Source organism: Chloracidobacterium sp., assembly GCA_016715795.1.
Lineage (GTDB): Bacteria > Acidobacteriota > Blastocatellia > Pyrinomonadales > Pyrinomonadaceae > OLB17.
Window position 1 is genome coordinate 1,097,548 of the sequence record JADJXP010000002.1, and the last position, 26,017, is coordinate 1,123,564.

26 protein-coding genes are annotated in these 26,017 nt (G+C 55.7%); 16 read left to right on the top strand and 10 right to left on the bottom strand.

The features are described from left to right. Positions 1–108: 108 nt before the first annotated feature. Together IPM59_09975 and IPM59_09980 are read left to right on the top strand one after the other, a co-directional pair. Positions 109–1,551 carry a protein kinase gene (locus IPM59_09975; GenBank protein MBK9215908.1) on the top strand — a complete coding sequence of 481 codons (1,443 nt, stop codon included), beginning with the start codon at positions 109–111 and terminating at the stop codon, positions 1,549–1,551. A 21-nt stretch (positions 1,552–1,572) separates the two neighbouring features. Then, positions 1,573–2,547 (top strand): DUF3662 domain-containing protein, encoded by a 975-nt coding sequence (locus IPM59_09980; GenBank protein ID MBK9215909.1) that lies wholly within the window; start codon positions 1,573–1,575, stop codon positions 2,545–2,547. On the opposite strand, the gene IPM59_09985 is transcribed toward IPM59_09980, so the two are convergent. From IPM59_09985 to IPM59_09995, 3 genes are all read right to left on the bottom strand, one after another. After that, complete coding sequence (locus IPM59_09985; protein ID MBK9215910.1) at positions 2,544–3,038, bottom strand: DUF402 domain-containing protein; 495 nt, start codon at positions 3,036–3,038, stop codon at positions 2,544–2,546. The genes IPM59_09980 and IPM59_09985 overlap by 4 nt on opposite strands. Continuing rightward, positions 3,039–3,494 carry a universal stress protein gene (locus IPM59_09990; protein MBK9215911.1) on the bottom strand — a complete coding sequence of 152 codons (456 nt, stop codon included), beginning with the start codon at positions 3,492–3,494 and terminating at the stop codon, positions 3,039–3,041. Positions 3,495–3,568: 74 nt separating this feature from the next. Next, a complete protein-coding gene (locus IPM59_09995) occupies positions 3,569–4,054 on the bottom strand; it encodes a winged helix-turn-helix transcriptional regulator (GenBank protein MBK9215912.1) in 486 nt (161 codons plus the stop codon). 165 nt (positions 4,055–4,219) lie between these two features. Between IPM59_09995 and IPM59_10000 the strand changes: the two genes are divergently transcribed. After that, on the top strand, positions 4,220–4,606 hold the full coding sequence (locus IPM59_10000) for a hypothetical protein (GenBank protein ID MBK9215913.1): 387 nt from the start codon (positions 4,220–4,222) through the stop codon (positions 4,604–4,606). 51 nt (positions 4,607–4,657) lie between these two features. Here IPM59_10000 and fsa read toward each other — a convergent pair whose 3' ends face one another. Then, a complete protein-coding gene (gene fsa, locus IPM59_10005) occupies positions 4,658–5,308 on the bottom strand; it encodes a fructose-6-phosphate aldolase (GenBank protein ID MBK9215914.1) in 651 nt (216 codons plus the stop codon). A gap of 72 nt (positions 5,309–5,380) precedes the next feature. Continuing rightward, a complete protein-coding gene (locus tag IPM59_10010) occupies positions 5,381–6,118 on the bottom strand; it encodes a fumarylacetoacetate hydrolase family protein (GenBank protein MBK9215915.1) in 738 nt (245 codons plus the stop codon). Between the two features lie 100 nt (positions 6,119–6,218). Between IPM59_10010 and IPM59_10015 the strand changes: the two genes are divergently transcribed. Continuing rightward, the gene (locus IPM59_10015; protein ID MBK9215916.1) at positions 6,219–7,796 is read left to right on the top strand and encodes a hypothetical protein; all 1,578 of its coding nucleotides are present in this window, start codon (positions 6,219–6,221) and stop codon (positions 7,794–7,796) included. On the opposite strand, the gene IPM59_10020 is transcribed toward IPM59_10015, so the two are convergent. The 3 genes from IPM59_10020 to hslV form a co-directional block, all read right to left on the bottom strand. After that, positions 7,793–8,845 carry a hypothetical protein gene (locus IPM59_10020; protein MBK9215917.1) on the bottom strand — a complete coding sequence of 351 codons (1,053 nt, stop codon included), beginning with the start codon at positions 8,843–8,845 and terminating at the stop codon, positions 7,793–7,795. The two genes, IPM59_10015 and IPM59_10020, sit on opposite strands and share 4 nt — an antisense overlap. A gap of 84 nt (positions 8,846–8,929) precedes the next feature. After that, positions 8,930–10,282, bottom strand: coding sequence for an ATP-dependent protease ATPase subunit HslU (hslU, locus tag IPM59_10025; GenBank protein MBK9215918.1), 1,353 nt, complete (start codon positions 10,280–10,282; stop codon positions 8,930–8,932). Between the two features lie 53 nt (positions 10,283–10,335). Beyond that, positions 10,336–10,887, bottom strand: a complete 552-nt coding sequence (gene hslV, locus IPM59_10030) for an ATP-dependent protease subunit HslV (protein MBK9215919.1) — start codon at positions 10,885–10,887, stop codon at positions 10,336–10,338. A gap of 29 nt (positions 10,888–10,916) precedes the next feature. Between hslV and IPM59_10035 the strand changes: the two genes are divergently transcribed. The 10 genes from IPM59_10035 to IPM59_10080 all read left to right on the top strand — a co-directional run bounded on the left by IPM59_10035 (position 10,917) and on the right by IPM59_10080 (position 21,236). Further along, on the top strand, positions 10,917–11,699 hold the full coding sequence (locus tag IPM59_10035; GenBank protein ID MBK9215920.1) for a gamma-glutamyl-gamma-aminobutyrate hydrolase family protein: 783 nt from the start codon (positions 10,917–10,919) through the stop codon (positions 11,697–11,699). An 84-nt stretch (positions 11,700–11,783) separates the two neighbouring features. After that, positions 11,784–12,164, top strand: coding sequence for a hypothetical protein (locus IPM59_10040; protein MBK9215921.1), 381 nt, complete (start codon positions 11,784–11,786; stop codon positions 12,162–12,164). Beyond that, positions 12,161–12,331: a hypothetical protein gene (locus IPM59_10045; protein ID MBK9215922.1), complete on the top strand. Its 171-nt coding sequence runs from the start codon at positions 12,161–12,163 to the stop codon at positions 12,329–12,331. Before IPM59_10040 ends, IPM59_10045 begins: the two co-directional genes overlap by 4 nt. Before the next feature lie 4 nt (positions 12,332–12,335). Further along, positions 12,336–13,088 carry a DNA repair protein RecO gene (gene recO, locus IPM59_10050; GenBank protein MBK9215923.1) on the top strand — a complete coding sequence of 251 codons (753 nt, stop codon included), beginning with the start codon at positions 12,336–12,338 and terminating at the stop codon, positions 13,086–13,088. 7 nt (positions 13,089–13,095) lie between these two features. Further along, positions 13,096–15,393 carry an LptF/LptG family permease gene (locus IPM59_10055; GenBank protein MBK9215924.1) on the top strand — a complete coding sequence of 766 codons (2,298 nt, stop codon included), beginning with the start codon at positions 13,096–13,098 and terminating at the stop codon, positions 15,391–15,393. A gap of 129 nt (positions 15,394–15,522) precedes the next feature. Further along, positions 15,523–16,908, top strand: coding sequence for a M48 family metalloprotease (locus tag IPM59_10060; protein MBK9215925.1), 1,386 nt, complete (start codon positions 15,523–15,525; stop codon positions 16,906–16,908). 18 nt (positions 16,909–16,926) lie between these two features. After that, positions 16,927–17,841, top strand: coding sequence for a hypothetical protein (locus tag IPM59_10065; GenBank protein ID MBK9215926.1), 915 nt, complete (start codon positions 16,927–16,929; stop codon positions 17,839–17,841). Between the two features lie 90 nt (positions 17,842–17,931). Further along, complete coding sequence (locus IPM59_10070) at positions 17,932–18,597, top strand: hypothetical protein (protein MBK9215927.1); 666 nt, start codon at positions 17,932–17,934, stop codon at positions 18,595–18,597. A 41-nt stretch (positions 18,598–18,638) separates the two neighbouring features. After that, positions 18,639–19,658: a tetratricopeptide repeat protein gene (locus IPM59_10075; GenBank protein ID MBK9215928.1), complete on the top strand. Its 1,020-nt coding sequence runs from the start codon at positions 18,639–18,641 to the stop codon at positions 19,656–19,658. 93 nt (positions 19,659–19,751) lie between these two features. Beyond that, positions 19,752–21,236, top strand: coding sequence for a B12-binding domain-containing radical SAM protein (locus tag IPM59_10080; protein MBK9215929.1), 1,485 nt, complete (start codon positions 19,752–19,754; stop codon positions 21,234–21,236). Positions 21,237–21,257: 21 nt separating this feature from the next. Here the strand turns inward: IPM59_10080 and hutU are convergent, their stop codons facing one another. Then, positions 21,258–22,910 carry a urocanate hydratase gene (gene hutU, locus IPM59_10085; protein ID MBK9215930.1) on the bottom strand — a complete coding sequence of 551 codons (1,653 nt, stop codon included), beginning with the start codon at positions 22,908–22,910 and terminating at the stop codon, positions 21,258–21,260. 122 nt (positions 22,911–23,032) lie between these two features. Here hutU and IPM59_10090 point away from each other — a divergent pair, with 122 nt between their 5' ends. Then, positions 23,033–23,509 (top strand): hypothetical protein, encoded by a 477-nt coding sequence (locus tag IPM59_10090; GenBank protein ID MBK9215931.1) that lies wholly within the window; start codon positions 23,033–23,035, stop codon positions 23,507–23,509. A 2-nt stretch (positions 23,510–23,511) separates the two neighbouring features. On the opposite strand, the gene IPM59_10095 is transcribed toward IPM59_10090, so the two are convergent. Further along, the gene (locus IPM59_10095; protein ID MBK9215932.1) at positions 23,512–24,516 is read right to left on the bottom strand and encodes a class I SAM-dependent methyltransferase; all 1,005 of its coding nucleotides are present in this window, start codon (positions 24,514–24,516) and stop codon (positions 23,512–23,514) included. A gap of 137 nt (positions 24,517–24,653) precedes the next feature. Between IPM59_10095 and IPM59_10100 the strand changes: the two genes are divergently transcribed. After that, complete coding sequence (locus tag IPM59_10100) at positions 24,654–25,931, top strand: imidazolonepropionase (GenBank protein ID MBK9215933.1); 1,278 nt, start codon at positions 24,654–24,656, stop codon at positions 25,929–25,931. Positions 25,932–26,017 lie beyond the last annotated feature (86 nt).

Genomic DNA, 26,017 nt, shown 5'->3' on the forward strand with positions numbered 1-26,017 from the left:
GCGAAGCTCTGCTTCGCCGCAAATAGAGCGGCAAGCCGCAGGACTCGACCCGGGCAACTAACCTATGAACTTCCGTCTTGTGATATCGTATTTTTGACCGGAGACACGTTGCGGGAACTTAGCCTGATAAATTGCCGACTCTCTGGGCGGTATGACATTCGCGAACTGCTCGGGCGGGGCAGTTATGCCGAGGTTTTTCTGGGCCGCGACACATTTTCTCCGGCCGGCTCGCCGCACAGCGAGGTCGTTGTAAAAGCACTCAATGTTTTTCTGCAGGACGACCTCGACCGCGACCTCGAACGCACGCTCGTCGAGAACTTTCAGAACGAGGCCGTCGCGCTCGACCGCGTTCGCCACCCGAATATCATCAGCCGCCTCGGCCACGGCACGGCACGCGACCTCAAGGGCACCGTGTTTCACTTTATGGTGCTCGAATATCTGCCCGGCGGCGACCTTCAGGCTGTCGTGCGGCGAGAGACGCTTGAACTCAAACGGGCGCTAAGCTATATCGAGCAGACGTGCGCCGGCCTCGCCCACGCCCACGAGCGCGGCATCATCCATCGCGACATCAAACCGCAAAATCTGCTGCTCACCGGCGACCTCTCGACCGTCAAGATCGCCGATTTTGGCGTCGCTCGGCTCGATCTCGGCGATTCGCCCATCACCCGTGTCGGGACCAATATCTACGCACCGCCCGAACACAGCCCGTATTTCACCGGCCATACCGGCGCCATTCGCCTGACGCCCGCCGCCGATGTGTATTCGCTTGCAAAAACAGCCTACACGCTCGTCACCGGCGTAGCGCCGCGCTCTTTTGTCAATGAACCGCTCGGCGAACTGCCCGCTGCGTGCCGCGATGAGGATTGGGCAGTCGAGTTTGCCCGCGTCGCCCGCCGCGCGACTTCCATCGCGGCCGGCGAGCGGCATCAGAGCGTCGAGGAATTCTGGGCCGATCTCGCAGGCGTCCGCGATATCGCCGCTGACGGAGACATGGCCACCGTGATCCGCCCAAAAACGGCCACGCCTCAGCCGCACGTCGCCCGCGGCTATTCACCGATCGCACCGGCGGCGCCTGAATTTGAGCGCGCCGCCCGTCCGACGACCGCGCTCTACATGCCGGCTGTTGCCGCGTCGCCCGAAAAGGCCCCGCCTGAGCCCGACCGCCGAATTGCCGTGCCGGTAGCCGGCAAAACGGTGCGGAAAAGGGGCTTTGTTCGGCGTTTTGTTACATTTCTGGCGGCGCTGCTGCTGTTCACGGGACTCTTGTATGCAACGGCGGCATACATGCGCGGCCGCGGCATTCTGCCGGAGATCAGAAATCCGTTTCGCGTGCAGACGGCGACCGCAAATACTGACATTTATCTGCGACCGACGCCCGATACCGACAACACGCCGGTCGGCCTCGTGACAAAAAATTCAAAAGTGCGCATTGTAAATTCGCAAAATAATTGGTATCAAGTTGATGTTATCGAGCAGGGCCGTGCTCGCCCGACGCCAAACTTGGCAACACGCGGCTGGCTCAATGGAAAGTATCTCGACCTAGACGATTGACCCCACGGGAGGACATGCGATTTGAGCATTCTGGATAAGGTCCGAAAATGGATCGACGGCGACAACGCGGAGTTCGCACTCGAAGAGGCTGCCCGCGATGCCGCCGTCAAACCGCGCTCTCGGGCAGAAGGATTCATCGTGCAGATCGCCCGCGAGGTCGAAGCCGTCATGCAGAGCGAGATGGTCCCGCTGCCGCAGGGCACCATGATCATTCCGGGCGAATATATTATTTTCCTCAACGACGAGGACGACAAGGAATGGAAAGGCGTCAAGCGAAAGGGGCTCGAACAAGGCCTCTATCACATCCTCGCCGAGCGGGCCAAGGAATTGGCCGGGAAGAAGAAACTTGAGACAAAGTCTTTTGTTATCGAGCTAAGGATCGACGCCACGCTTGAAAAGGGCGACGTCCGCGTGCAGCACAACTGGGAAGACGCCGCCAGCGGCAAGACCGGCGTGCTCCAGCGTCCAAAATCACTGCCGGATATTCCAGCGTTTCCACAGGTCCCCCAGAAGGCCACGCCGACACAGCCGAATCTTAAGGGGCCGACCTTTCCGCCTCAGCCAATCCATCCGCTGCCCGCCGCCGAGGCCCCGCCGACGTATCCGAATGTAATTCCGCAGGCCGTGCCCGTCCAGCCGCAGGACGACGGCGAGGAGATGACGCAGGTAAAATCGCGTCTGACCGAGCTATACAAGCTTGAGATCTGGCGCGGCGGCGTCCGCCAGAATGTCGTGCCGATCTACCAGAGAGAGATCGTCATTGGCCGCGGCTCAAAGTCAAAGCCGGTCGATATTCCGCTTGCCGGCGACGTCGAGATCAGCCGCCGCCATCTCAGTATCGTCACAGATGGTGCAGGGAACTTTTGGGCTGTGAATGAGGGCAAGAATCCGGCCGCGATCAATAATTACGAGCTGCCCGCCGGCCAGCGCATCCAGGTGACGCCGGGCCTGCCGCTCAATGTTTGCAGCTATATGCTGCGTATCCAACCGACCTAGGCGGCTCGCGGCAGCCCGCCGCCGTCGATCAGCCCGACGATCTCATCCACCGATCTCTGCGCCCGTTCGATAACATCCTTCGGGTAACCATACGAACGGGAATTCTTGGCAAAATCATCCAGATCGAGCACTTCGTGGCTCAGGTCGGGCCAGACGACGACATCTATATCAAGGTCGACGAAATCAAGTACGTGGGCATCAAACGTCGGCGGCATCGCGACGTTACAATACCAAGCCTTGAGACTGCCGTCCGGCTCGTGAAAGCGAAAGATGTTGTACCAGCGCTCGAACCAGAAATGCTCGAATGAGACCGTGCCAGCCGCGATGCGGCCGAGATCATTATGTTCCACATCAAGCTCAAATCGGCCGACGAGTATCACCTGCTCATGCGACCGGCTGGCCAACCCCGCCGACCAACTGCGTCGGATGCTGCCGTCAAACTTGCGCGAATTTACCGTGATCAGTGATGTTTCCGGTGTGGAGGCCCGCATCTAATCATCGTCCGAGCGCACGATCATAACGGAGCAGTGAGCGTGGTGAGCGACCGAATTGGACACCGAGCCGAGCAGCAGACGTTCCCAGCGCTTGTAGCCATGCGAACCGACGACGATCAGGTCGGCACCCATCTCTTCGGCAGTTTCGACGATACGGCTGTCGGGCGAACCAAATAGCACATCGCACGCGACACTGATCTTGTCGGCCGGAAACATGCTCCTGATCCTGTCACAAGCGGTCTTCACGGCCCTCTCTGCGTTCTCACGGCCGAGTTTTTCCACCTCGGTTGTGTCGGGCATATAGCCGCCATAGATGTCCACGGCCAAGGGCACGGCAAAGTCCACTACGCTGATCACGCGGACCTCATCACCTGTGCCGAGAGCAAGTTTGCCAAGCATCTCGACAGCCGCGTCGCCAAATTTCGTCCCGTCCGTCGCCAATAGGACCTTCATGTCATTGCCTCCTGCATTTAGAGATGTGCGAGCTATACTCGTAGTCTAGCCCGAATCTTCAATGAATTGAAGCGTCAGTCTTCCTCGTCGGATGGTTCGCTTCGCCCGGTGTAGGTGCTTTTGAGCTTTCCCAACAGTTCATGCAGGATCAAACGCTCGGTCTCGGTCAGGCCTGAAAGGCAGCTCTCCTCGAGATCGACCCATTGGCGTTCGATAGCGTCGCGGATAGTTATTCCGGCATCGGTGAGGAATATCCTGGTCGAGCGGGCATCGTCTTCGATCCGGAAATTCGAGACGAGGCCAAGCTTGACAAGGCCTGCAACCATCTTATTGATCGTCGGAGCTGCGACGCTAAGACGATCGGCAAGATCGCGCTGCTTGAGGCCGTCCTCACCCCATAATTCAAAAAGCACAAATACCTGTCCACCGTGAAGCCGGCCGGGGAGTCCGTGATGGACCCCGATCTGGCCCATGCAGCGCTCTAGGGAACTGCGAAAGGCCGTCGTCACGCGCCCGAGCCGGTAGCTGACCGTATCTTCAAATTTGATTAACGCCGCCATAACCGTTGTGTTTCGTGTGCTTTATGCAAACACTTTGCCCGCTAAGTAAATGCCGGTAGCTTGCTAATTGTTTATTGTTAGCCTGCTAATTATAAACAATTAGCAGGCTAATAAACAAACAGTAGCACGGTATTATTAGTTTCAAAAGTAGGCTAAGATTTGATTATGAACAAGTCGGAATTGCTTAAGACGGCAAGGGACATCCTGCTAAAACTCCATAAATCTATGGTCGATCTCGAACGCGAGATGTACGAGGGCATCCACGGGCGTCAGTCGGCGGGAGCGTTTTTGAATCTACTGCTCGAAGACGAGGATCTGGCCTGGCTGCGGAGATTCTCAATGCTGATCGTCGAGATCGATGAGATGTTTGACACAAAAGAGGGAATTACTGACGCTCAGGTTGAGGCCAATCTGAATCAGGTCCGGGAGCTTGTCCACATGTCCGAAACGGACGATTACTTCAGGGCGAAGTATCAGTTTTCTTTGACCCGCAGCCCGCAGGCGGCGATGCTGCACAGCGAGCTAAAGCAACTCTTAAAGCCCAGCATCTGATAACGAAATGTTGTGTAACAGCTAAAGCCCGCGCGGAGAACGGCTAGAGCCTTACGCTCGTCCACTTTTCTTCCAGTCGGCGAGAAAGGCGTCTAAGCCCTTATCTGTCAAAGGATGGTTGACAAGCTGCTGAATGACCTTGAAGGGGATCGTCGCCACGTCTGCTCCTGCGAGGGCGCAGTCAACTATGTGCATCGGGTGGCGGATCGACGCGGCCAAGACCTCTGTCGCAAAGCCGTAATTATCGTAGATCGTGACGATCTGACGGATAAGTTCCATGCCGTCAGTCGATATGTCGTCAAGGCGGCCGATGAACGGCGAAATATACCTCGCACCAGCCTTAGCGGCCAAAATGGCCTGTGAGGCCGAGAAACAGAGCGTTACGTTTACGCCGATGCCTTCAGAAGAGAGTGTGCGCGTCGCTTTGAGCCCTTCAAGAGTCAAAGGGCATTTGACGACGACATTCTTGGCGATCGCGGCATATTCTCGGCCTTCCTTGAGCATGCCTTCGGTGTCGAGCGCAGTGACCTCGGCGGACACGTCACCCGCGACAATTTTACAAATGGCTGCGACATGCTCCTTAAAATCAACGTCGCCCTCCTTGGCGACTAAGCTCGGATTTGTGGTCACGCCGTCGATCAGTCCAAGCTCATTTGCCTCGCGGATCTCATCCAGGTTTGCTGTGTCTATAAAGAATTTCATAGGTATTTATGTGAGAAATGAGATATGAAAAATGAGATATGAGTAGTATGTGTCAAGCACGGTTCTTCTCTCTCACACCTCACTTCTTACTTGATTTCTCAGGGTTCCGATGCCTTCGATCTCGACCTCGCAGACGTCGCCTGCATTCAATGGCCCGACGCCTTCGGGCGTTCCGGTGGCGATGATGTCGCCGGGCAACAGGGTCATCATGTTTGAGATATATCGTATCAGAAATTCGGGTGCGAACACCATGTCGCTAGTTCGCGCGTCCTGTCGGATATCGCCGTTAACGCGACCCGTGATGCGAAGATCCCTCACATCGAGGTCAGTCTCGATCCACGGGCCTACAGGACAGAAGCTATCAAATGATTTTGCTCTCGCAAACTGCCCGTCGCTACGTTGCAGATCGCGAGCCGTGACGTCATTGAGGCATGTGAAGCCCCGCAAATACGGCCTCACGTCGTCGTTGTCGCCGAGCCGCGAACACGTCCTGCCTACCACAACGGCCAACTCTGCCTCGTGTTCGACCTGCTGTGAATACGGCGGCAATACGATGTCGCCGCCGTCCAAAACCAGTGCCGACGGTGCCTTTAGAAACAGCAGCGGCTCCTTTGGTACATCATTTCCCAACTCCTTGGCATGCCCGGCGTAATTGCGGCCGACACAGACGATCTTTGACGGTGCGATGGTTGAAATGTCGAGATGCATGAGATTGAGACGCGATCCGAAGTCACATTTTCTCACGCCACGCCAAAAAGAGCGAAGCGGCAGCTGAACGCTCATCCCTGGGACGTATTTTCGTATGACCATGCGGGTGAATCGGGTTCGGCCGTGAGCCGCTGCGGGTGCAGAAACGATGAGGCCGCTGCTTTGACGTGATAGAATCGTGAGAAAAGGCAGGTGTAAGCCGATGAGGAGAGTTGCGGTACTTGTAGTCTTTCTGTTGGCCGCGGGATCCGGGGTGGCAGCTCAACGGGTCAGGATCCCGGGGGCTGGCGACATATTCTCGACCTCGACGTCAAACGCCAAATGTACCTGTGAGAAGGCGTCGCAGAGGAAGGCTCTGCTGGAGTTGGAGAAAAAAACGAACGATCGGAATAATTCGGTCATCGATGACTGGGAGGCACACGAGAACAGCTTCCACGCTACAAATATAAAGAGAGCCTACAACGCTTCGACGCGGGCGTTTGAGAATAATCGGCACAAGAATCGCTTGAGCGATATCGCCGCCGAGCGAGTAAAGGAGCAAACGCGGCATGAATGTAAGGTCGCATATATCGAGCAGTGTTGCCCACGCGGCGGAGGTCGGTGCGGCCAGCCAAGCGGGCCGAGGACAGGAGAGTCCAATACGGGAGGGCAGGGCGACTCGAACCCATCCGGCACACAGACGGGTGGGACCGGCGTAAACACACCAAAGCGCGGCTATTGGGACGGGTTCGCCTTTGGCATGGAAGAGTGCAAGAACGGCCTCGGCGAACTGGCCGGCCGTATTGACCGAGCCATCGCCGCGATGAAACGCAACGATTTTCGAACGGCTGCCGAAACGCTTGGGGCTTCGAAAGAACACGACGGGGCCCGGGCCGTGGCGGCGATGCTTGAGGCGATCTGGCAGGACCTCAACAGCAATTCTCACGGCATTTTGCCGGGCCAGCCCTTGATGTCCGATTGGGAACGCGGCCGGCAGGGAGCTCAGCGAGTGTGCATGTACGCTCTGCTGCCGACCGGTGGAAAATGCGTGATGGGCGGAACCGCCTGCGCTGTCCGCGGAACGGTCAGGGTGTGTCGGCCCGTGATCGGCAAGATACAGGCGCTTCGAAAGGTGCCGCGGCCGCGGCTGCCGCCTCCCCCGAGTCCGCTAATGCGCGGATTGCTGCTCGAAGACCAGAAATTTCTGCAGGAACTCGCAGCGACCGAGGGCAAGGTGTTCATCGTTCGTGATTCGTATCGATTGTCGATGCGATGGGCTGGCCGCGATGGTTATAAGCCAAAACCGATGGACGTGAAAGGCAAAACGCTTAGGGCCGAAGACCTGCCGCCCGCTGACCAGGAGCGTTTTGCGGGGCTTGCCTCAGCAAAAGGGCTCACCGTTGGCGAACGAAACGCTCTGGAGCGCAAAGGCTACACGATCGGATCCGTCGCAGAACACAAAGTGATCCGCGGCCCGAATGGCGAGATGTATTACAGCGACACGGACTTGCACGGAGTTTATAATCTAGACGGAACGTCGGGCTGGAGCGATTCGCTGTTCAAGAAGCTCCAGTGCCGCTTCTTCGATCGCGGAATTCAGCACGGCCCGCACGACGAGTGGCCGTTGCGTAATGATCCCGTCGCTTCCGGGGGCAATTACGGCCCGCAAGTCGGCCCGGACAAACCGCTAACGGCAATAATGCCGGACGGATCTATGTACTGGATCAAGAGCCTGTCGGAGATGAAGGCATTCTACCGCTCGATCGGGGTCGATTTCAGCCATGTATATCCGGATCATTAGGGCGCGGTCTCGCTGACGATCTCGGACGGGGCCGATACGTTGCCCGCGGTGTCGGTGGCGGTGATGTAGTAGTGGTAGGTCTTGCCCGATTCGATGCGGTTGTCCTGATAGGTTGACATCCTGAGCAGCTCCGGCGTAAGCAGTGGCCATTTATCGAGCGGGGCATCGCGGTCCTCGGAGCGGTAAATGCGGTAGCCGGCGATGTCTTTTTCGGGATTTATCGCGAAAAAGATAGATATCGTGCCCGGAGCCGCGGCGATGGTGATTGACGAGGGAGCAGACGGGGCAAATTTGTCGATTCCGCGCACCTTTACGATGTTCGATTCCGTGCTCTCTACGGGTTCGGCCGCCAGGCCGACAGAAACCGCCCTTACGAAATACCAATAATCCTTATTGAATTCGAAAAATTCATCATCAAACGTCGTTGACGTAATAGGTGAGGTATTCAAGAGTCGTGCAGGTTGTGTCTCAGATGTTGTTCGATAAATATTGTAACCAATGATACTTGCCGGACTACTCGAATCAATGTTCTGTGTTGGTGGCTGCCATGTTAAATGGACCGCTTCCTGAGAGACGGTTACGACTAGATCGGCTGGGTTCGCGGCCACTTTTCCTGCGGGTTCGATCAACAGAGCGTTTGAGAATGCGGCTTTTTGGCCCGCGGCATTCACAAACCGCATCGCATAGCGCAGACGGACCGGTTGGCCGGCAAATTTGAGTGTGTCCTTAAACTGAAGTGTCTTTGCTCCAAAATCGGCATCCCGAACCGGCATTGTTGCGATGAGCGTGGCATCGGCCGCGAATTCCTCCTCTGACAGGACAAGCGGTGTTGCCTGTGATTGAGCAAGGCGGTAAATATCAATTCTGCTGATATTTAGGACGCTGTCTGCAGGGGCATTCCGGACGGGCATTTTCCACGAAAGTACCACCTGATTGCCACGTTGGAAGCCTTTCAGGTCGGCTCGCTGCTGCACCCGCTCGCGAGGCGGCAGCGGTGGTTTTCGCTTGCCGCAGCCGATAAAGTTAAGCGCGCAAAGCGCTAACAGCACTAACGGCGTTTTATGTAGAATTTGTTTAACTGCCGTGTTTAACATATCGACCGTTCTGCCGCTTAGGTGCTTAACGAAACATGCTTATAGGATGTACTGTCGCAGGTTTCGATCCTCGACCAGACCGCTTAAACGTTCATCAACATAAGCCGCATCGATTCGCTGGTGCTTTTTCTCCAACTCAGCGCCCTCGAAACTGATCTCCTCGAGCAGCTTTTCGACCAGCGTATGCAGCCGCCGGGCGCCGATGTTCTCGGTCGAACGATTCATCTCGGCTGTCATCTCGGCGAGTCGGTCGATCGCGTCGTGGGTAAATTCCAATTCGATACCTTCAGTGCCGAGCAGAGCCTGATACTGCTTGATCAGTGAATTCTTGGGCTGAACGAGTATTCTCTTCAAATCCTCGACCGTCAAAGCCTCTAATTCTACGCGGATCGGAAAGCGGCCCTGCAGTTCCGGTATAAGGTCGGTCGGTTTTGAGACGTGAAATGCTCCGGCTGCGATAAATAGGATGTGATCGGTAGCGACCATGCCGTATTTTGTGTTTACGTTAGTGCCCTCGACGATCGGCAGCAGGTCGCGTTGGACGCCCTCGCGCGACACGTCGGGCCCGGCGGAGCCGGATTCGCGGCCGGCGATCTTGTCCATTTCGTCGAGAAAGATGATCCCGGCCGTTTCGGCGCGGCCCAAGGCCTGATCTGTCACTTGGTCCATATCGACCAACTTTTCCTGCTCGTCGCGGAGCATTATCTTGCGGGCCTCGCCGATGGTCAGCTTTTTTTGCACCGTCTTGGACGGGAACATATTGCCGAACATATCACGCAGGTTGACGCCCATTTCCTCCATGCCCTGGCCGCCGATAAAATCGATGGTCGCGGTTGAACGATCCTGCGTTTCGATATCGACCAGACGTTCGTCGAGGTCACCTCGTCGAAGCTGTTCGCGTAGCTTTTCGCGGGTGCGTTGATGCGACTTTTCGGTTGATTCCGCCGTGCTGTCGCCGTTCTCAGGCGTATCGAAGCTTGGCGGCGGTGCTGGCAGCAGCAGGTCGAGTAGGCGTTCCTCGACGTTCTGCTCGGCACGCGGCAATACGTCGTCAAATGCGGCCTGCCGGGCCATATCGACGGCCGTGTCGGCAAGTTCGCGGACCATCGATTCGACGTCACGGCCGACATATCCGACCTCAGTGAATTTGGAAGCTTCGATCTTGATGAACGGAGAATTTGCGAGCTTGGCCAGTCGGCGTGCGATCTCCGTCTTGCCGACGCCGGTCGAGCCGATCATCAGGATGTTCTTGGGCAAAACGTCGTCAGCGATCTCAGGATCGAGCTTTTGACGGCGAACGCGGTTTCGCAACGCTATCGCGACGGCCTTTTTTGCAGCGTCCTGGCCTACGACGTACTTGTCGAGTTCGGCTACGATCTGTCGCGGCGTCATATCATCAAAACTGGCTTTGGCTGCGGCGGTTTCTCCGCCTAAATAAAAGGCCATCAGATCTCCTCGACAATGACCTCTGCATTGGTGTAGATACAGATCTCACCGGCGATCTTAAGCGATTCACGGGCAATCTCATGGGCTGCCAGGCTCGTGTGTTGGATCAATGCCCGCGCGGCAGCGAGGGCGTAGCTGCTGCCTGAGCCGACAGCAAGCAGGCCATCGTCCGAGGCGATGACATCGCCTTTCCCTGAGATCAGGAACGCATCCTTTTCGTCAGCGACTATCAACAGCGCCTCGAGATTCCTTAGATACTTATCCGTGCGCCAGTCTTTACTGAGTTCTATCGCCGCTCGTTCGAGCTGGCCCTGGAATTGTTCCAGCTTGGTCTCAAACCGCTGCAGCAGGGCAAACGCATCAGCGGTCGAGCCGGCGAATCCGGCAACGATCTTGCCGTTCGATATGCGTCGGACCTTGCGGGCGCTAGATTTTATTACCGTTTCGCCCAGCGTCACTTGTCCGTCGCCCGCCATCGCCCCCATGCCGTCGCGGCGAACGAAGAGCACTGTCGTCGAGCGTATCGGCTGCTTTTGCGAGATTTCCGGCATTAATGGCAATGATAAGTGTTTGAGAACCAATGCTCAAATTGACATCAAAGGTCGATTTAGCCAACATTAAGGGGTTTATGGTGCGACGGCCGCGAATCGGCATCACAATGCGTCTGGAGCTTGAGACCGGCCGGTTTTATCTCGGACGTGACTACAGCGAGGCAGTCGAGGAAGCGGGTGGCGTGCCTGTGCATATTGCGCTGATACCGAAGTCAGAGTATGTTAGCGATGTTCTGGCGGGACTTGACGGCATCCTGTTGCCGGGCTGCAATAGCGATGTTGATCCGCACTATTACGGGGAGGAACCTCATCACGCTCTTGGTACGGTGATCCCTGTCAAGGACGAGACCGAAAGGCTCGCTTTGGCCGAGGCCGAAAGGCTGAAGATTCCCATTTTGGCGATATGTTATGGGATGCAGGCATTGAACGTGTGGCGTGGCGGCACGTTGATCCAGGACATTCCGTCGCAATTAAAGGGAAGTCATAAGCATGAACAAGGTGTGCCGGCCCATCGTAATTCACACGGGCTTAAGGTCGCTCCGGGCAGCGTCTTGAACGGTTTGAATGCGGTGCGGACAGCGGACGGTGGTATCCGCGTAAATTCATCGCATCATCAGGCTATTAATAATCTCGGCAAAGGCCTGAAGGCGACGGCATGGGCGCTGGATGGGGTTGTAGAATGCGTTGAGGACAGGAGGCAGGGCCGATTTATCGTCGGTGTCCAGTGGCATCCAGAACTTACGCGGGGCCATGACGGCATCTCACGGGAATTGTTCTGTCTGTTCGTAGAGAAGTGCATGCAAGATAGTTAATGTAGATTCTTAAGTCTAGCGATAACTTCCTTTAGCAGAACAATAATAGGGTATTTATGAGGTACTAGATCAAGTAAATTGAACATGGATAATCCTCTATTAGTAGGAACAGTTGCATGGATATTCCCAGGGGCCGGCCACATCGCGCAAGGGCGGATCATCAGAGGTGGGGTTCTTAGTGTTGTCATCTGGGGAATGTTCATTATTGCCCTCTTGAGCGGTGGGGCTCACTATCCCGGATTTGACTTTAAGGATGGGGCCTTGCTCTACCTTCTTAACATCTTTGCACGGTTGGGCAGCGGGCTGGGGGCGGTGATAAGCCTATTAGTTGCGGCCTCTCCCACGCCCGACGTGGCAAAGCTCGCGACATTCGAGTACGGCGGCCGGTTTCTCGAGGTCGCCGGATTACTCAATTATCTGGCGGCGATCGATGCTGTCGATATTGCGCTCGGGAGGAAACGATGATCCATTTTTTATACCTTGTGGGCTTTGGACTCTTTGTTTCTGTAGCGTTTGCGATATTTGGCCGTGGCACCGCCAAGGAGCGCACGGTCTACGGCGTCAAGACGTTCGCTCAATTCGTCATCATTAGCCTTGTTCTGGCTTGGCTACTCTATCTGATCCCTTGGTAAACCGATGCCATTGGTCGAATCCGAGAGCCTCATCCTTAAGAGCTATAATCTGTCTGAGGCGGATAAGATCATAGTATTTCTAACCCGGGACCATGGCATTGTGCGTGGTGTGGCGAAAGGTGCAAAGAGGCTGAAGAGCAGGTTTGGCAGCAGTTTGGAGCCGTTTTCGCTCGTTGTGGCCACATATTTTGAGAAGGAAACGGTCGAGCTTGTATCGATTGAGAGGGTGGAGTTGTTGGCGTCGAATTTCGCGGCTGCTACCGACCCTTCATTTCTGGGCAAATTCGCGTACCTGACGGATCTCCTGATGGCATTTTTACCGCCGCACGACCCGAATGAGACGCTTTTCCGAATGACGCAGGCCTGCATCGAGACTGCTGTTGCTCATCCGGCGGCCCTGAGCGCCGTCGGAGTCTATTTTGAGCTCTGGCTGTTGAAGCTGGCGGGATTTCTTCCTGATTGGAGCACGTGCAGGGCTTGCGGAAGGGAACTCCCTTATAACGAGGATGTCGGCGTGACGGGTGATCAGCACCTTATCTGCGGTAAGTGTCGGCGAACCGCAGGGAATCGGACACTCACCGCAACTGCAAGAATGATGGCGACATCGATCAGAAGCAAAGGTCCCCAGGAATTTGCCCGAAGCTGTGCAATGGAGATAAGGGAACTGGACGAACTCTCGGATGTGCTGAGGGAGATCGCGTCCCGTTCGCTTGGTCGAAAAGTAATGGGTGAAATGAAGTTCTCAGATCAGCGATAGAGATAGAATGCATCGCGTCGGCCACATAGTCTCTCGATATCTGCTTGCGACGATAGTTCCGTACTTCCTGCTATCGTGGCTGCTTTTGTCGATGATCATGTTCGTCCAGCAGGCAAGCCGTTTTTCTGACATCTTCTTCAATCTTTCCATTCCGGCTGAGCTCGCTTGGCAATTGACGTTGGCTCTTGTGCCAAACGTGATCTCATTCACATGCCCAGCTGCGATCTTGGTTGGGACCGTTATCGGCCTCTCAAAGATGCAGGGCGACAGCGAATTAGTAGCGATCAGAGCGGCTGGAATAGGGAATTGGCAGATCACGGCACCCTTGATCCTGCTCGGCATCGTATTCTCGATCTTTGCGTACATCGTGAACGATAAGGGAGTACCGCTCGCAACAAGACTCGTCAAGCGGATCGCCCTTGAGACCGCCATCAAGAAACTCGAATCGCCTGTGGAGCCTGGGGTGATCAATACCGAACTGGCGGGTTTTGCGATCTATGTTGGCGGGGGCGACCTTGAAACCGGCCATTGGCAGAACATCTTCGTTCAGGTAGAAGATATATCGAGCGGACGCCTGCGTCTGATAACGGCAAGGCGGGGCCGCATCGACACGTCTGAGCGGGAATCTGAGCTGGTTTTGGAGGATGCCACAGGCTGGAGCCTTCCAACGCAGCGAGCGACTGAAGGTGGGGCAGTATTCGAGAATCTTGGCGAGCTTCGGCTGGCCATCCGGACTAAACGAGATGATCTGATCGCCGAGCTTAACAGATCGGGGCTTCGCCCGGACGCACTTGGATTGGATGATCCCGATGCGGAACTCACTCTGTCAGTGGAGGAAAGGCGAGAAAGGCAGATACTGAGTTATCGGCAGCTACTGCTGTCGGGGACACCGCTCCTCTTCAGCGTTTTGGGCACATTTATCGTGCTGCGGTTCAGCCGCGGAGGGCGCGGTTTTGGCCTCGCGGTGTCGCTGGGCGTCCTGATACTCTTCTATATCTTGACGTTTATCGGGGAACAGATGGCGCGCACCGGCGTGCTTCCAATTTTTGCGGGTGCGTTGGTCCCGCTCGTTGGCTGTGTCGTCGCGGTCTGGTGGTTTGGCCATAGGCGTGGCGGGACATTGTTAGACGCCTTGGTCCAGCCGATCCGAACAGGCATTCGCCGGCTCACGGAGGCAAGGGGACGGCTCGGGGCGGGCGACCTATTCATCGACCTAACCACTGGCCTACGTGATTTTGACCTGGTTCGAGATCTGATCAAGAACCTGGTTCTGGCCCTGGCGTTTCTGCTCGCGTTGTTTCTTATCTTCACCACGCTCGATCTATGGCGCCGAGCGGCTGCAATAGACGGTGGATGGTCGTACCTGCTCAAGTATCTGGTTTTCCTCATTCCATACCTGCTTACACAGTTGGTTCCAACGGCCGCGATGGTCGCCGTTATGGCTACATATGTGATCAAGTCTCGTCAAAATGAGTTGGTAACTTGGGCCGCTGCCGGTCAAAGTGTCTATCGGCTGCTTTTGCCGGGTTTTGCGATCATGCTCCTGATCGGCGGGGCGACCTATGGCATCCAGGAGACTGTGCTTCCGAGAGCTAACAGGATACAAGACGAGACGCGACACTATATTCTTACCGGAGGAAAGTTGCCGTCCGGAACGCGCGAGCGATGGAGCAAGGGTGACGGCCGTCTCTATGCGTACACGCCTGCGTCTGATAACGAACAGGCCGGTCCTGGCTCCGATATCCCGGCAACTGTCAACGTGCAAGTCTTCGAGTTTGATGCCGGCGGCAAGGCCCTCCGCACCGTGATCTTTGCAGGTGCGGCGACCTGGCGCGACGGGCGCGTTGTGGCGAGCGGAGTTCAGAGATTCTCGCTTGACGAAGGGAATCTCGTGACATCGGATAGTCCGACCCTTGAGATATTAGAATCGGGCGATCCTTTCTCGACGATCCAGCGCAAACCTACGCATATGAACTCAGCCGAACTGCGACAAAGCCGCTCTACGATCGAGTCAGATGTTGGCCGTCGTGCGGTCGATGTGCCCCTGCAGAGATCCTATACAACGCTTTTTCTTCCGTTCGTCATGGCTTTATTCACGGCGCCGCTCTCCGTTACCCTAGTCCCGCGCGGTCGCGGCGGCAGTATCGCCGGTGCGGTTGCCCTATGGTTGCTTTTCATTGGAACGGCGGCCGTATTTGACCAGTTTGGCCTCAACGGACAGCTCAATCCCGGAGCAGCAGTTTGGGCCCCATTATTGATCTTCACGTTTCTCGGCATCTTCCTAGTGTCGAAGGTCAAGACCTAAGCGACAATGTACGAATTTTCCCCTTGCTTTCGATTTGCGTTGGTGCTAGATTGCTCGTGAACACACCCACATCAGATCAATGTAGCCCTGACGGCCGATGTCGTCAGTGAGGATTTGGAGGTAGCTACAATGCGTATTAGGAGCCTTTCGACGGGTCTTCTTGCCGTCTGTTTCCTATTCGGCGTATTTGTTTCCGATGTGGACGGCTCGATCGGGGATGACGTCGTTGTGCAGGCTGAAGCCTTGATCCAGCAGGCCAGGACGGATGGCTTGGACTACCTGAAGTCAAAGGACGACCGCACAAAGAAGTCAGCAAAAAAGGGACTTGACGAGGCTGAGAAGATCCTCAAGAAAGCGATCAAGGAAGATGCGTGGTGCGAAAAATGTGCAGAATTGTTAACAAGCACATATTTCTACCAAACGTATTTCGGATTCTCAAAGGATTATGACGACTGCCTAAAGTCCGCCAAGGAGGGCTTGGAACGGTTTCCCTCCAATCTCCGCATGACCTACCTTCGGGGTTATGCTCTCTACAACGCTGGTGAGCATAGCGAGAGCATCCGGTGGCTCAACAAGTTCCTTGCGATGGACGTGCCCGCCGAGACCGCGGCATCCGTTCGAAAGATATTAGCCGACAGCCAGAACAGGTTCCTTGTGAGTTGGAATCGGCACGCCGATTATTATCAGTCGAAGGACTCGAGGATAATGGGCTACAACCAGCAGACCGGGCGGCCGGAGCCTGTTTTTTCGGTGACCAAGGAATGGGAGATGAACCTCGGGAGTATGGGATTTAACGCGATAGCCGCGCAGGCCCCGAAGGTCGAGGACCCCGAGGTAAAGGAGTATGTCCAGAAACTGGTCGACCGCTTGGTGAATAAGTCGCCCGGTTCACCGTTCGAGTATAAACTGACGATCGTCAACTCGCCGCAGGTCAACGCAGTGACGCCGCCGGGGCACGTAGTCGTTTATACGGGACTGCTTGATTTCGCCGAGAACGAATCTGAACTTGCGGGCGTGCTCTCGCACGAACTCGCCCATAACTATGCTCACCATCAGGCCCGCGCTGTGCTCAGCAAGTACAAAAATCAGAGCATTGCGAACGCGATAGTGGCGGCGGTGGCACCGCAGGGCGGTTGGGCGCAGCTTGCGGCCGGGCTGGGATCGAATTTCGTTGTTGACCTCCTGGCTCGAGCCTACAGCCGCTCGGAGGAGAAAGAAGCGGACTTTTACGGGGCACACATCCTGTTCAACGCCGGGTATAACCCGACGGCGATGTCGAGCTTTTTTGTCAAGCTCTACAAGGCCAATCCCAAGCAGCCGATCAAGCTTTTGAGCACACACCCGCCCGTGCCGGACCGTGCGATCTACTTGACAGACTATCTCGAGAGCTTTCCACTCGATCGCGAGATGCAATTGGACAGCAAGGACTTTCAGAAGATGAAGACGCGGCTTGCGACGATCGTGCCGATGAATCAGCCGACCGGCCCGGGCCAAGGCGTCCTGCCGGACCAATAGGCAGTGAACGGAGGAGTTATGAGCAGAATTAGGATATTTCAAGTTGTGGTTTTTGTCGTCGTTACGGTGCTCTTCACCGGTGTCGGGACCACATCAGCCTATGCACAAGGAAACACGACGAAAGGATCTAGCAGCGCAAAGCCCAAGCCGGCGCCACCGAAAAAGGGCAAGACCGATCCGGGGAAGCCTCAGGACGATCTCGATGCCGAACTCGACGCAATCGTTGATGAAGAGCAGAACAAACCTCCGACGAAGCCGCAGAAAGGCGGGTCAAACCCGAATGCCAAGCCCGGTGACCTCGACGATCTGATAGACGACGAACTTGATGACGGCAAACCCAAACCGCCAGTCACAAAAAAGCCCGCCAATGCTGACGACGATGAGCTCGAGGACTTGATCAAGGACGAACAGAACAAGCCCACAAAGCCGCAAAAAGGGACGCAACAGGACGAACTGGGCGATATCGAGGACATTGATGACGAGCTCGAGGATAAGCCAAAACCGCCGACGGTGAAAAATCCAAAGCCACCGGTCAAACCAGCGGGTGATGACACGCCGACCGATGAGGCCCCGGACGATATCAAGAAGAATTCGGGCCAGGTCAAGGTGGCCCGGTATGCCGTGTACGTGATCACCAACGCATCGGGTGGGCTGTTCGTCGGGAGCGAAGACGATTTCATTGGCAAGATGAGCTGCGACTTTGTCGGGGGCGGCCCTCGGGGATGCAAGGCACCACCAGTTACTAAAATGCGCTTGTCGACCCCGAGATTGACCATCGCGGATGCGCAGAAGGACCTATGCGATGGTATCTCCGAAACGAGGATATTCCCCCTTGGCATCGGGATGAAGGGGAAATGGACGGATGACAAGTGGTATGGCCTCTGGGACGCAAGCGTCGCCGGGTGCCCGAAGAAGAGGGCCGCGACGCAATGACCTTGTGACGGTCGAGAATAGGCTTTCGGTTTATGCCGTCGTAACCACCGCGACGGCATTCTCTTATTGGCCTTTTCTTGGGATCCTCTTATGGGACGTTCAGCTAATAGACTGACCATGCTTGCCGTCGTGATACTCGCGCAGCTTACGGCCGTGTTTGCCGATAGCACCTACATGGGTATTCAGCCGGGCTTGAGCACTCGCGAAAAGGCTGAGAAGGTTCTGGGGCAGCCTGTGGCGACGACCGACCAGCGAAGCTTTGAATATAGCGTCGCAGGCGTATCCGGAAAGATAATTGTCGAGTATCGCTCCGACGGCATTGTCGATCGGATAGAACGCCGGTTCGCAAGGGCCGTCACGCGCTCTGCGATGATACGTTCGCTTTCGCTGCCGGAGGAGCCGGAGGAGAAAGGGAAGACCAGGGAAGGCAAGTTTGTCGAGTACTTTGGCGGCATAAAGACATTGGCGCTGATCTACAGGGGGCAGGAGCCGGCGAGCGGTGTTATCGCAGTCGGCTACTATAGCCTGGAGGTTTACGACGCCGCATTGGGGCAGGCGCGCAATCCTAAAGTGCAGTTTGACCCATCCGCGTGTAGAGACGTCTATACTTGGGCACAAACCGAACGAGACGCCGCCAAACGGTCGAAGAATCTTGGCCGCTTCCAGTCGATCCTGGAGATCGCGGTCTTGGCGCAACGCGGTGAATGTGGCAAGGCCCGTCCGATGGCCGATGATTACAAGACGCGTTACCGCTGACCGCATTGACCACGCGAAAGCCTTTGGCGAAAATAGGAATTATGCGGTGTCAGCTATTCTTCACGTTCGCGGCCATATTCCTTCTCGGTTCAGCGGCGACGGCGCAGGTTGACGACATCTGCAGGGAATTCGGATACACGCCCACACTCGACTTTCAGCTTCTGAAGACACCGTATGTCTTCGGCCGCGTCATTGTGAAAGGAGTCGAGCCGAATGCAAAGTTTCCGTCGGTGACGATCAACTTTATCGATCCGCAGCAGGCCAACCGACGAATAGCCGTCGATCGGCGAGGGAACTACTGTTTTCGCCGAAGCTCGCTCGGCGGGACGCTGATCGTAGAGGTCGAGGGAACGGAAACGGCCCGTCGCGTCGTTTCTTCCGTTGGCCCTGCACATCATCGGGAGGACTTTGAACTTGAGGTCCGCCAGGCCCAGGCACTGCCGCCGTCGGTCATTTCGGCAAAGTTCTACCGGCCTCCAAACGATCGCACGGTGCCGCTTTATCGCGCGGCGGCCGAGGCTGAGACGGCGGGACGTATTGATGATGCGATCGCGGCGGTTAAGGAAATCGTCGGCACTGATCGTGACGATTTTGTTGCCTGGTCCAAGCTTGGCTCGCTATATCTAGGGCGTGGCGCGCTCAGGGAGGCCGAGAATGCATTTCGCCGCGCGTTGGAGGTCCGAGGCGACTACACGCCGGCATTGGTCAATCTCGGCACCGTGGCGGCGATTCAGAAATACTATCCGGCGGCGATTGTGCTCTTTCAGGAGGCGATCAAGACCGACCCGAGCTCAGCCCGCATTTATCGGCTGCTTGGCGAAGCATATCTGCAGAACAAACAAGGCACACTAGGCTTAGCCGCTCTGGACAAGGCCCTCGAACTCGACCCGCAAGGCATGGCTGAATGCCATCTGCTAAAAGCACGCCTCTACGACCTCGCCGGCGCGAAGCACTTAGCGACAGCCGAATATCGGGCCTTTTTGACGAAGGTGCCCGACTATCCGGACAAGGCGAAGTTAGAGCAGTACATCAAGGACAATCCAGCAAGGCCCGGCGGGTAACCTAAGCCAGTTGGCCGGTCGCCATCTGTATTTGTTTTGTAACACTTTCCAAAAGGCATTGCGCCCAAGAGAGCATAGGAGTACCGTGAGCCTATGAAGGTCCTTCTCGTCTATCCTGAATTTCCCGACACATACTGGAGTTTCAAGCACGCTCTCGCATTCGAGGGAAAGCGTGCAGCATTCCCGCCGCTTGGCTTGATGACCGTCTCGTCGATGCTTCCGCCTGCATGGGAGAGGCGGCTCATTGACATGAATGTCGGTGAACTGACCGACGCCGATATCGAATGGGCCGACATGGTATTCCTAAGCGCAATGATCGTGCAAAACGTCTCGCTTGAGAAGGTTGCCGGGCGTGTCCGTTCGCTTGGGAAAAGGATCGTCGTCGGCGGTCCTTACGTGTCGACCAGTTCTGAAAGCCTTCCGGATGCCGATCATATCTTCATCGGCGAGGCCGAAGAAACCCTGCCCGAATTCATTCGCGACCTTGAGCTTGGCATTCCCGAGAAAGTTTACAGGGCGGCCGAGCGTCCGTCACTTCACGCGACGCCGCCGCCCGATTTTGGGCTCATCGATATGAGCAAATACAGCGCGCTCAGCGTGCAGTATTCGCGGGGCTGCCCGTTCAATTGCGAGTTTTGCGACATTATCGAGATCTACGGCCGCGTCCCACGAACCAAGACCAACCATCAGATGCTCGCTGAACTTGACGCTCTACGCGATGGGGGCTGGCGCGGACTGGTCTTTATTGTTGATGATAATTTCATTGGAAACAGGAAGAACGTCCGGCTCTTCATGCCTGATCTGGTCGACTGGTCACGGACGAATGGATTTCCATTCTCATTCATCACAGAGGCAAGCGTTAACCTCGCGGAGGACGATGCGTTGCTCAAGCAAATGAAGGATGCCGGGTTCCGGCGCGTATTCGTCGGGATCGAGACACCCGTCGAAGAAAGCCTGAAAGAAGCTCAGAAGGGACAAAATACGCGGCGTGCCTTAATAGATTCGATCCATAAGATCCAGAGCTACGGAATGGAGGTCATGGCCGGCTTTATAGTGGGTTTCGATAACGACCCCGAAGATATTTTCGAGCGGCAGATGGATTTCATTCGCGATAGTGCGATCCCGCTGGCTATGGTCGGCCTGTTGTCGGCCCTGCCCGATACGCAGCTGTGGCGCAGGCTGGAAAAAGAGGGCCGGCTTAATGGCTACCACTCCGGGAACAATACCGACTGTTCTTTGAATTTTGTTCCAAAGATGAACCGAGATAGATTGATCGAAGGCTTCCAGTCGGTCCTCAAGAACATATACGGCCCGCGGCAATATTACGCAAGGGCTCTCGACTGTCTCTCGCGATTTCACAAGAATCGCATCGAACCGAGGCAATCATCTCTGATTCAGGACCTAAAGGCCTTCTATCGGATCGTCGTGACGCTTGGGATCCGCGATGAGGCCCGCCTTCAGTTCTGGAAGTATTTCTACAAGCTGGTCCGGTTTTACCCACGCGACTTCGCGCACGGCCTGACGCTCGCGGCTATGGGATATCATTTCCGTCAGATCACCGAAAAATACTGCGTCTAGAACCTGCTGAGTCCGTCGACCTCACCTTCTCATCGGGATTCTCACGTTGTTCGCGTCGGCGAACCCGATCGCCGCCTCGTAGCCGGCGTCAGCGTGGCGGATGATCCCCATTCCGGGATCGGTGGTAAGTACTCGTTCGATCCGTTTCGCAGCCTCAGGAGTGCCATCCGCAACTATTACTTGCCCTGCATGAAGGCTGTAGCCGATGCCGACGCCGCCGCCGTGGTGAAGCGAGACCCATGTCGCGCCGCCGGCGACGTTTATCATCGCGTTGAGATACACCCAATCGGCTATGGCGTCGCTGCCATCGAGCATCGCTTCGGTCTCCCGGTTGGGCGAAGCGACCGAGCCGCAGTCGAGATGATCGCGGCCGATGACGATAGGTGCTTTCAACTCGCCGCTCGCAACCATCTCATTTAGCTTCAAACCGGCTTTCGCACGCTCGCCGTAGCCGAGCCAGCAGATCCGGGCGGGCAGTCCCTGAAATTCGACCTGCTCCTGCGCCATGGTCAACCAGCGTGCGAGATGATCGTTTTCCGGGAATAGGCTCATGATCGCTTCGTCGGTCTTGTAGATATCAGTTTTGTCCCCTGAAAGAGCAACCCAGCGAAACGGCCCGTTGCCTTGGCAAAACAGAGGTCGGATATATGCGGGCACGAAGCCGGGATAATCAAATGCGTTGGCAACGCCGTTGTCTTTTGCACGCTGTCTTAAATTATTGCCGTAATCGAATACGACCGATCCTCGCTTCTGAAATTCGAGCATCGCCTCGACATGTCTTGCCATTGAGTCCATCGCAGCTTGTTCATACGCGCGTTGATCCATTTTGCGAAATTCGGCTGCTTCCTCGACGCAGTAACCAACAGGGATGTAGCCCATCAAAACATCGTGTGCGCTGGTCTGGTCAGTCACGACATCCGGCAAAATGCTGCGTTCGAGCAGTTGCCAATGCACTTCTGCCGCATTGCCGCAGAGCGCAATGGACTTTGCTTCTTTTGCGGCGACCGCCGCTTGAGCCTGGGCAATTGCGTCGTCGAGATCTTTCGCCGCGACATCGACTTGCTTCAATTGCAAACGTCTCTCAATTCGCCACGGATCGACATCGACGAGCAATCCGACGCCGCCATTGAATGTGATCGCCTGCGCCTGGGCTCCACCCATCTCGCCTAGTCCGGCGGTGAGAACAAGTTTGCCCGCAAGATCACCCCAGCCATGCTGCCTTGCAAGTGAACCAAAGGTCTCGTAAGTTCCCTGCAAGATGCCTTGTGTGCCGATATAAATCCATGAACCGGCCGTCATTTGGCCGTACATCATCAGTCCGTCGCGTTCGTATTGATCAAACTGCTCTTGTGTCGCCCAATGCGGAACAATGTTGGAGTTCGCGAGTAAAACTCGCGGTGCATCGGTGTGAGACTTGAACACACCAACCGGCTTGCCGGATTGGATTAACAGAGTTTCGTCAGGTTCAAGCTCTCGCAAACTTCGCAGTATTGCGTCATAGCTCTCCCAGTTTCGCGCGGCCCGCCCGCGTCCGCCATAAACGATCAGATTCTCCGGATCGAACGCAACCTCGGAGTTGAGATTATTCTGGATCATTCGGTAGGCTGCTTCAATCAGCCAGTTTTTGCAGGAGAGTTGAGTTCCAACCGGCGCTTTAATAGTTCGAACTGTCATAAACGATAGGTGGCGGCAATGGTGATTATCCTTGAAAGGTCAATTTTTTTCCAATCATTCCAATGAGATTGCGTGCTAATATTCGTAAGATTCACCACAGCGTTGGAGAGAAAATAACCCGTATGTGCAAAACAATTCTATTGGTATCGCTAACCTTGCTTTTTTCTTGCGTCTCCTCTGCTCAGGTTGTCGATACCCCACAATCCGTTTTCGACGCCGAGCTTGCGAAAAAGGTCGGTGCCGACGATTACGGGATGCGCAACTATATCTTCTGCATATTGAAGACCGGCCCCAAGGACGCATCCATTACGGACAAAAAGCAGCGGGATGAGATCTTCGCGGGACATATGGCAAACATGGGCAGACTCGCAAACGAAGGCAAGCTTGCGCTGGCCGGCCCGTTTAGCACCAATGATCGCGGTTATCGAGGCATCTTTATCTTAAATGCTACGACGGTTGAGGAAGCTCGCAAGTTCGTGGATACGGATCCTGTAATCAAATCTGGAATGATGATTGCCGAATTAACACCCTGGTACGGATCAGCAGCGACGATGCTGATCAATGAAGCTCATAAAAAAGTCGCAAAAAAGGCCCTTTAGTGCTATTTCTCTGAAATAACCAGGTGCTGTGGAGTCGGAGGCAGCGGGATTTGCAGGTTTTTGCTGAATCCGGCGTCTTCAAATATTATGGTTAACTCTTTGAAGGTGTAGGCGTCACCGGCTGGCGTCGCGGCCAGCATGACTAGCGAGAAGAGAGCTTCCGCAGGCGGCGACACGCGGTCGTCGTTGGGGATAAATTCCAAAGTGATCGCCTTGCCGTCAGGTCTCAAAGCGGTATTCACCTTCTTCATAAAGACCGTGCAGGTTTCGGCATCAAAATGGTGCAAAAAGTTGGTAACGAGCACCACATCATACCCGTCGCCGAAATCCACGTCGAACGCGTTTCCTTCGATCAGGTGATGCCGGTCGCCAACTCCCATTTGATTCGCATTCTGGGTCGCCACCGTCAGAACGTTGGCCCAATCGACTGCGACGATTTCGGCATTCGGGAACTGCTGCGCGATCGTGATGCCGAAAATACCGTGGCCGGCGGCGATATCCAGAACCTTCAGCTTCGTGTCCTGTTTGTAGCCGAGGTTGCTGGCTATAGCCATCGCCGACGGCACCATCATCGGCATCATCGCTTTTGCAAACGTAACCCACATCGGGCTGTCCGGATCCATCGAAGCTTCGCCCTGGATTCTGGAACCACCCGCCCGCACCGCATTTGTAAGGTCGTCGTAGCCCCGAACCTGGCCTTCTGACATAAGGAATTCCACCGTCGACCCCAAATAGGTTTGCTGGTTCCTATCCAGAAATACAGCCGCCATCTCCGAGAGGCCATACTCATTACCAGTCTTTGTCAAAAAGCCGTGGACGGTGAATACGTCGGCCAGAATGCGAATGCCGCGTTCCGCCGCTCCGCAGGCTTCTGCAATTCCGGCGGCCGTTTTGTGGCCCTCAGCGATTTTTGTGAACATCTCCAGCTCAATGGCCGTTTTGTATGCGGCCGATTGCTGAAATCCGGTCATTATCTGCCAGATGGGTGAAGGGTCGGGATGACTCATGGTTAATTTCTCCTATTGCGTGTTTGCCCGCGAATTATAACAAAAATGACGGCAGAATTTGATTTTTCGAGGTGCCTAATTGCCGGGAGCGTTGTGATAGTATTTCATTCTTGAGTGCCATCCAGATCGTAAATTCCGTGAAAGCAGACCTCATCATCTCGAACATCGGGCAGTTGGTCACCTGCGCCTCCGCGAGCCTGCCCAAACGCGGCGAAGCGATGCGCGATGTCGGCATAATCGAGAACGGCGCGGTCGCCATATCGGAAGGGCTTTTCGCGGCTGTTGGGCCATCCGACGATGTTTTGGGGAAGTACGAGTCGGATGAAGTCATAGACGTCGGAGGTCGAGTTGTTTGCCCGGGCTTTGTTGATCCGCACACGCATATCGCCTACGCCGGTGACCGGCTGAATGAGTTTGAGCTAAAGATCAAAGGCGCCGAATATCTTGAGATACTCGCGGCGGGCGGCGGTATTCTGTCGACGGTAAAGGCGACGCGTGCGGCTTCGGTTGAGGAACTTGTTGAATCGGCAACACGAAGGCTCGACAAGATGCTCGTCTGCGGAACGACCACTTGCGAGATCAAGACCGGCTACGGCCTCGACACCGAGACCGAGCTAAAGATGCTCGCGGTCATCGAGATCCTTGATAACACGCACGCGATCGACATCGTGCCGACGTTCCTGGCGGCCCACACGATAGCACCTGAGTTCAAGAACGATCCCGACGCCTACGTCGCCCTGATCTGCGACGAGATGCTGCCGCTGGCGTGGAAATGGTATGAGCAGTCGCATTTTGCGAAGCAGAGACGGCCATTCTTTTGCGACGTCTTCACAGAGAGAAATGCTTTTGATCTGGAGCAATCGCGGCGAGTGCTTGAATCTGCGAGACGTATCGGATTCACCGCTAAAGCCCACGTCGATCAGTTCATAAATCTCGGCGGCTCGGAGCTTGGCATTGAGCTTGGAGCGATCTCTGTCGATCATCTCGATGCAATCTCAGGCGACGAGATCGAGCGGCTTGCTGGGAGCGAGACCGTCGGCGTCGTGATCCCGACCGAGAACTTCAACGCTGCAAAACCGCAATTCGCACCGGCGCGCAAGATGATCGACGCCGGCTGTGCGGTAGCCATTACGACCGACTACAATCCCGGCTCGGCCCCATGCCCGTCGATGCCAATGGCAATGGCGATAGCTTGTCGTTATCAAAAGCTGCTGCCGAGCGAGGCGCTGAATGCTGCGACGATAAATGCCGCCCACGCCATCGGTTTGGGAGCGACTCATGGTTCGATCGGAGTCGGCAAACGGGCTGACCTGCTGATCTGTGAATGTAGAGATTATCGTCAGATCACCTACGAGTTTGGCGGTAATCTGGTTGCGACAGTTCTGAAGTCGGGACGCATAACTCCGCCGGAATAAGGGAAAAGTGATAAGTTAGACTTGAAAAGGGACATCTCATTTTTCACTTACTACTTTTCACGTATCTTGGAGGCCTATACTTAAAA

Excerpts from the sequence above, each read along its gene's own strand:
- IPM59_09985 (MBK9215910.1), bottom strand. The coding sequence starts at position 3,038 with ATGCGGGCCTCCACACCGGAAACATCACTGATCACGGTAAATTCGCGC.
- IPM59_09990 (MBK9215911.1), bottom strand. The coding sequence starts at position 3,494 with ATGAAGGTCCTATTGGCGACGGACGGGACGAAATTTGGCGACGCGGCT.
- IPM59_09995 (MBK9215912.1), bottom strand. The coding sequence starts at position 4,054 with ATGGCGGCGTTAATCAAATTTGAAGATACGGTCAGCTACCGGCTCGGG.
- IPM59_10000 (MBK9215913.1), top strand. The coding sequence starts at position 4,220 with ATGAACAAGTCGGAATTGCTTAAGACGGCAAGGGACATCCTGCTAAAA.
- fsa (MBK9215914.1), bottom strand. The coding sequence starts at position 5,308 with ATGAAATTCTTTATAGACACAGCAAACCTGGATGAGATCCGCGAGGCA.
- IPM59_10010 (MBK9215915.1), bottom strand. The coding sequence starts at position 6,118 with ATGGTCATACGAAAATACGTCCCAGGGATGAGCGTTCAGCTGCCGCTT.
- IPM59_10015 (MBK9215916.1), top strand. The coding sequence starts at position 6,219 with ATGAGGAGAGTTGCGGTACTTGTAGTCTTTCTGTTGGCCGCGGGATCC.
- hslU (MBK9215918.1), bottom strand. The coding sequence starts at position 10,282 with ATGACGCCGCGACAGATCGTAGCCGAACTCGACAAGTACGTCGTAGGC.
- hslV (MBK9215919.1), bottom strand. The coding sequence starts at position 10,887 with ATGCCGGAAATCTCGCAAAAGCAGCCGATACGCTCGACGACAGTGCTC.
- IPM59_10035 (MBK9215920.1), top strand. The coding sequence starts at position 10,917 with ATGCTCAAATTGACATCAAAGGTCGATTTAGCCAACATTAAGGGGTTT.
- IPM59_10040 (MBK9215921.1), top strand. The coding sequence starts at position 11,784 with ATGGATAATCCTCTATTAGTAGGAACAGTTGCATGGATATTCCCAGGG.
- IPM59_10045 (MBK9215922.1), top strand. The coding sequence starts at position 12,161 with ATGATCCATTTTTTATACCTTGTGGGCTTTGGACTCTTTGTTTCTGTA.
- recO (MBK9215923.1), top strand. The coding sequence starts at position 12,336 with ATGCCATTGGTCGAATCCGAGAGCCTCATCCTTAAGAGCTATAATCTG.
- IPM59_10055 (MBK9215924.1), top strand. The coding sequence starts at position 13,096 with ATGCATCGCGTCGGCCACATAGTCTCTCGATATCTGCTTGCGACGATA.
- IPM59_10060 (MBK9215925.1), top strand. The coding sequence starts at position 15,523 with ATGCGTATTAGGAGCCTTTCGACGGGTCTTCTTGCCGTCTGTTTCCTA.
- IPM59_10065 (MBK9215926.1), top strand. The coding sequence starts at position 16,927 with ATGAGCAGAATTAGGATATTTCAAGTTGTGGTTTTTGTCGTCGTTACG.
- IPM59_10070 (MBK9215927.1), top strand. The coding sequence starts at position 17,932 with ATGGGACGTTCAGCTAATAGACTGACCATGCTTGCCGTCGTGATACTC.
- IPM59_10075 (MBK9215928.1), top strand. The coding sequence starts at position 18,639 with ATGCGGTGTCAGCTATTCTTCACGTTCGCGGCCATATTCCTTCTCGGT.
- IPM59_10080 (MBK9215929.1), top strand. The coding sequence starts at position 19,752 with ATGAAGGTCCTTCTCGTCTATCCTGAATTTCCCGACACATACTGGAGT.
- hutU (MBK9215930.1), bottom strand. The coding sequence starts at position 22,910 with ATGACAGTTCGAACTATTAAAGCGCCGGTTGGAACTCAACTCTCCTGC.
- IPM59_10090 (MBK9215931.1), top strand. The coding sequence starts at position 23,033 with ATGTGCAAAACAATTCTATTGGTATCGCTAACCTTGCTTTTTTCTTGC.
- IPM59_10095 (MBK9215932.1), bottom strand. The coding sequence starts at position 24,516 with ATGAGTCATCCCGACCCTTCACCCATCTGGCAGATAATGACCGGATTT.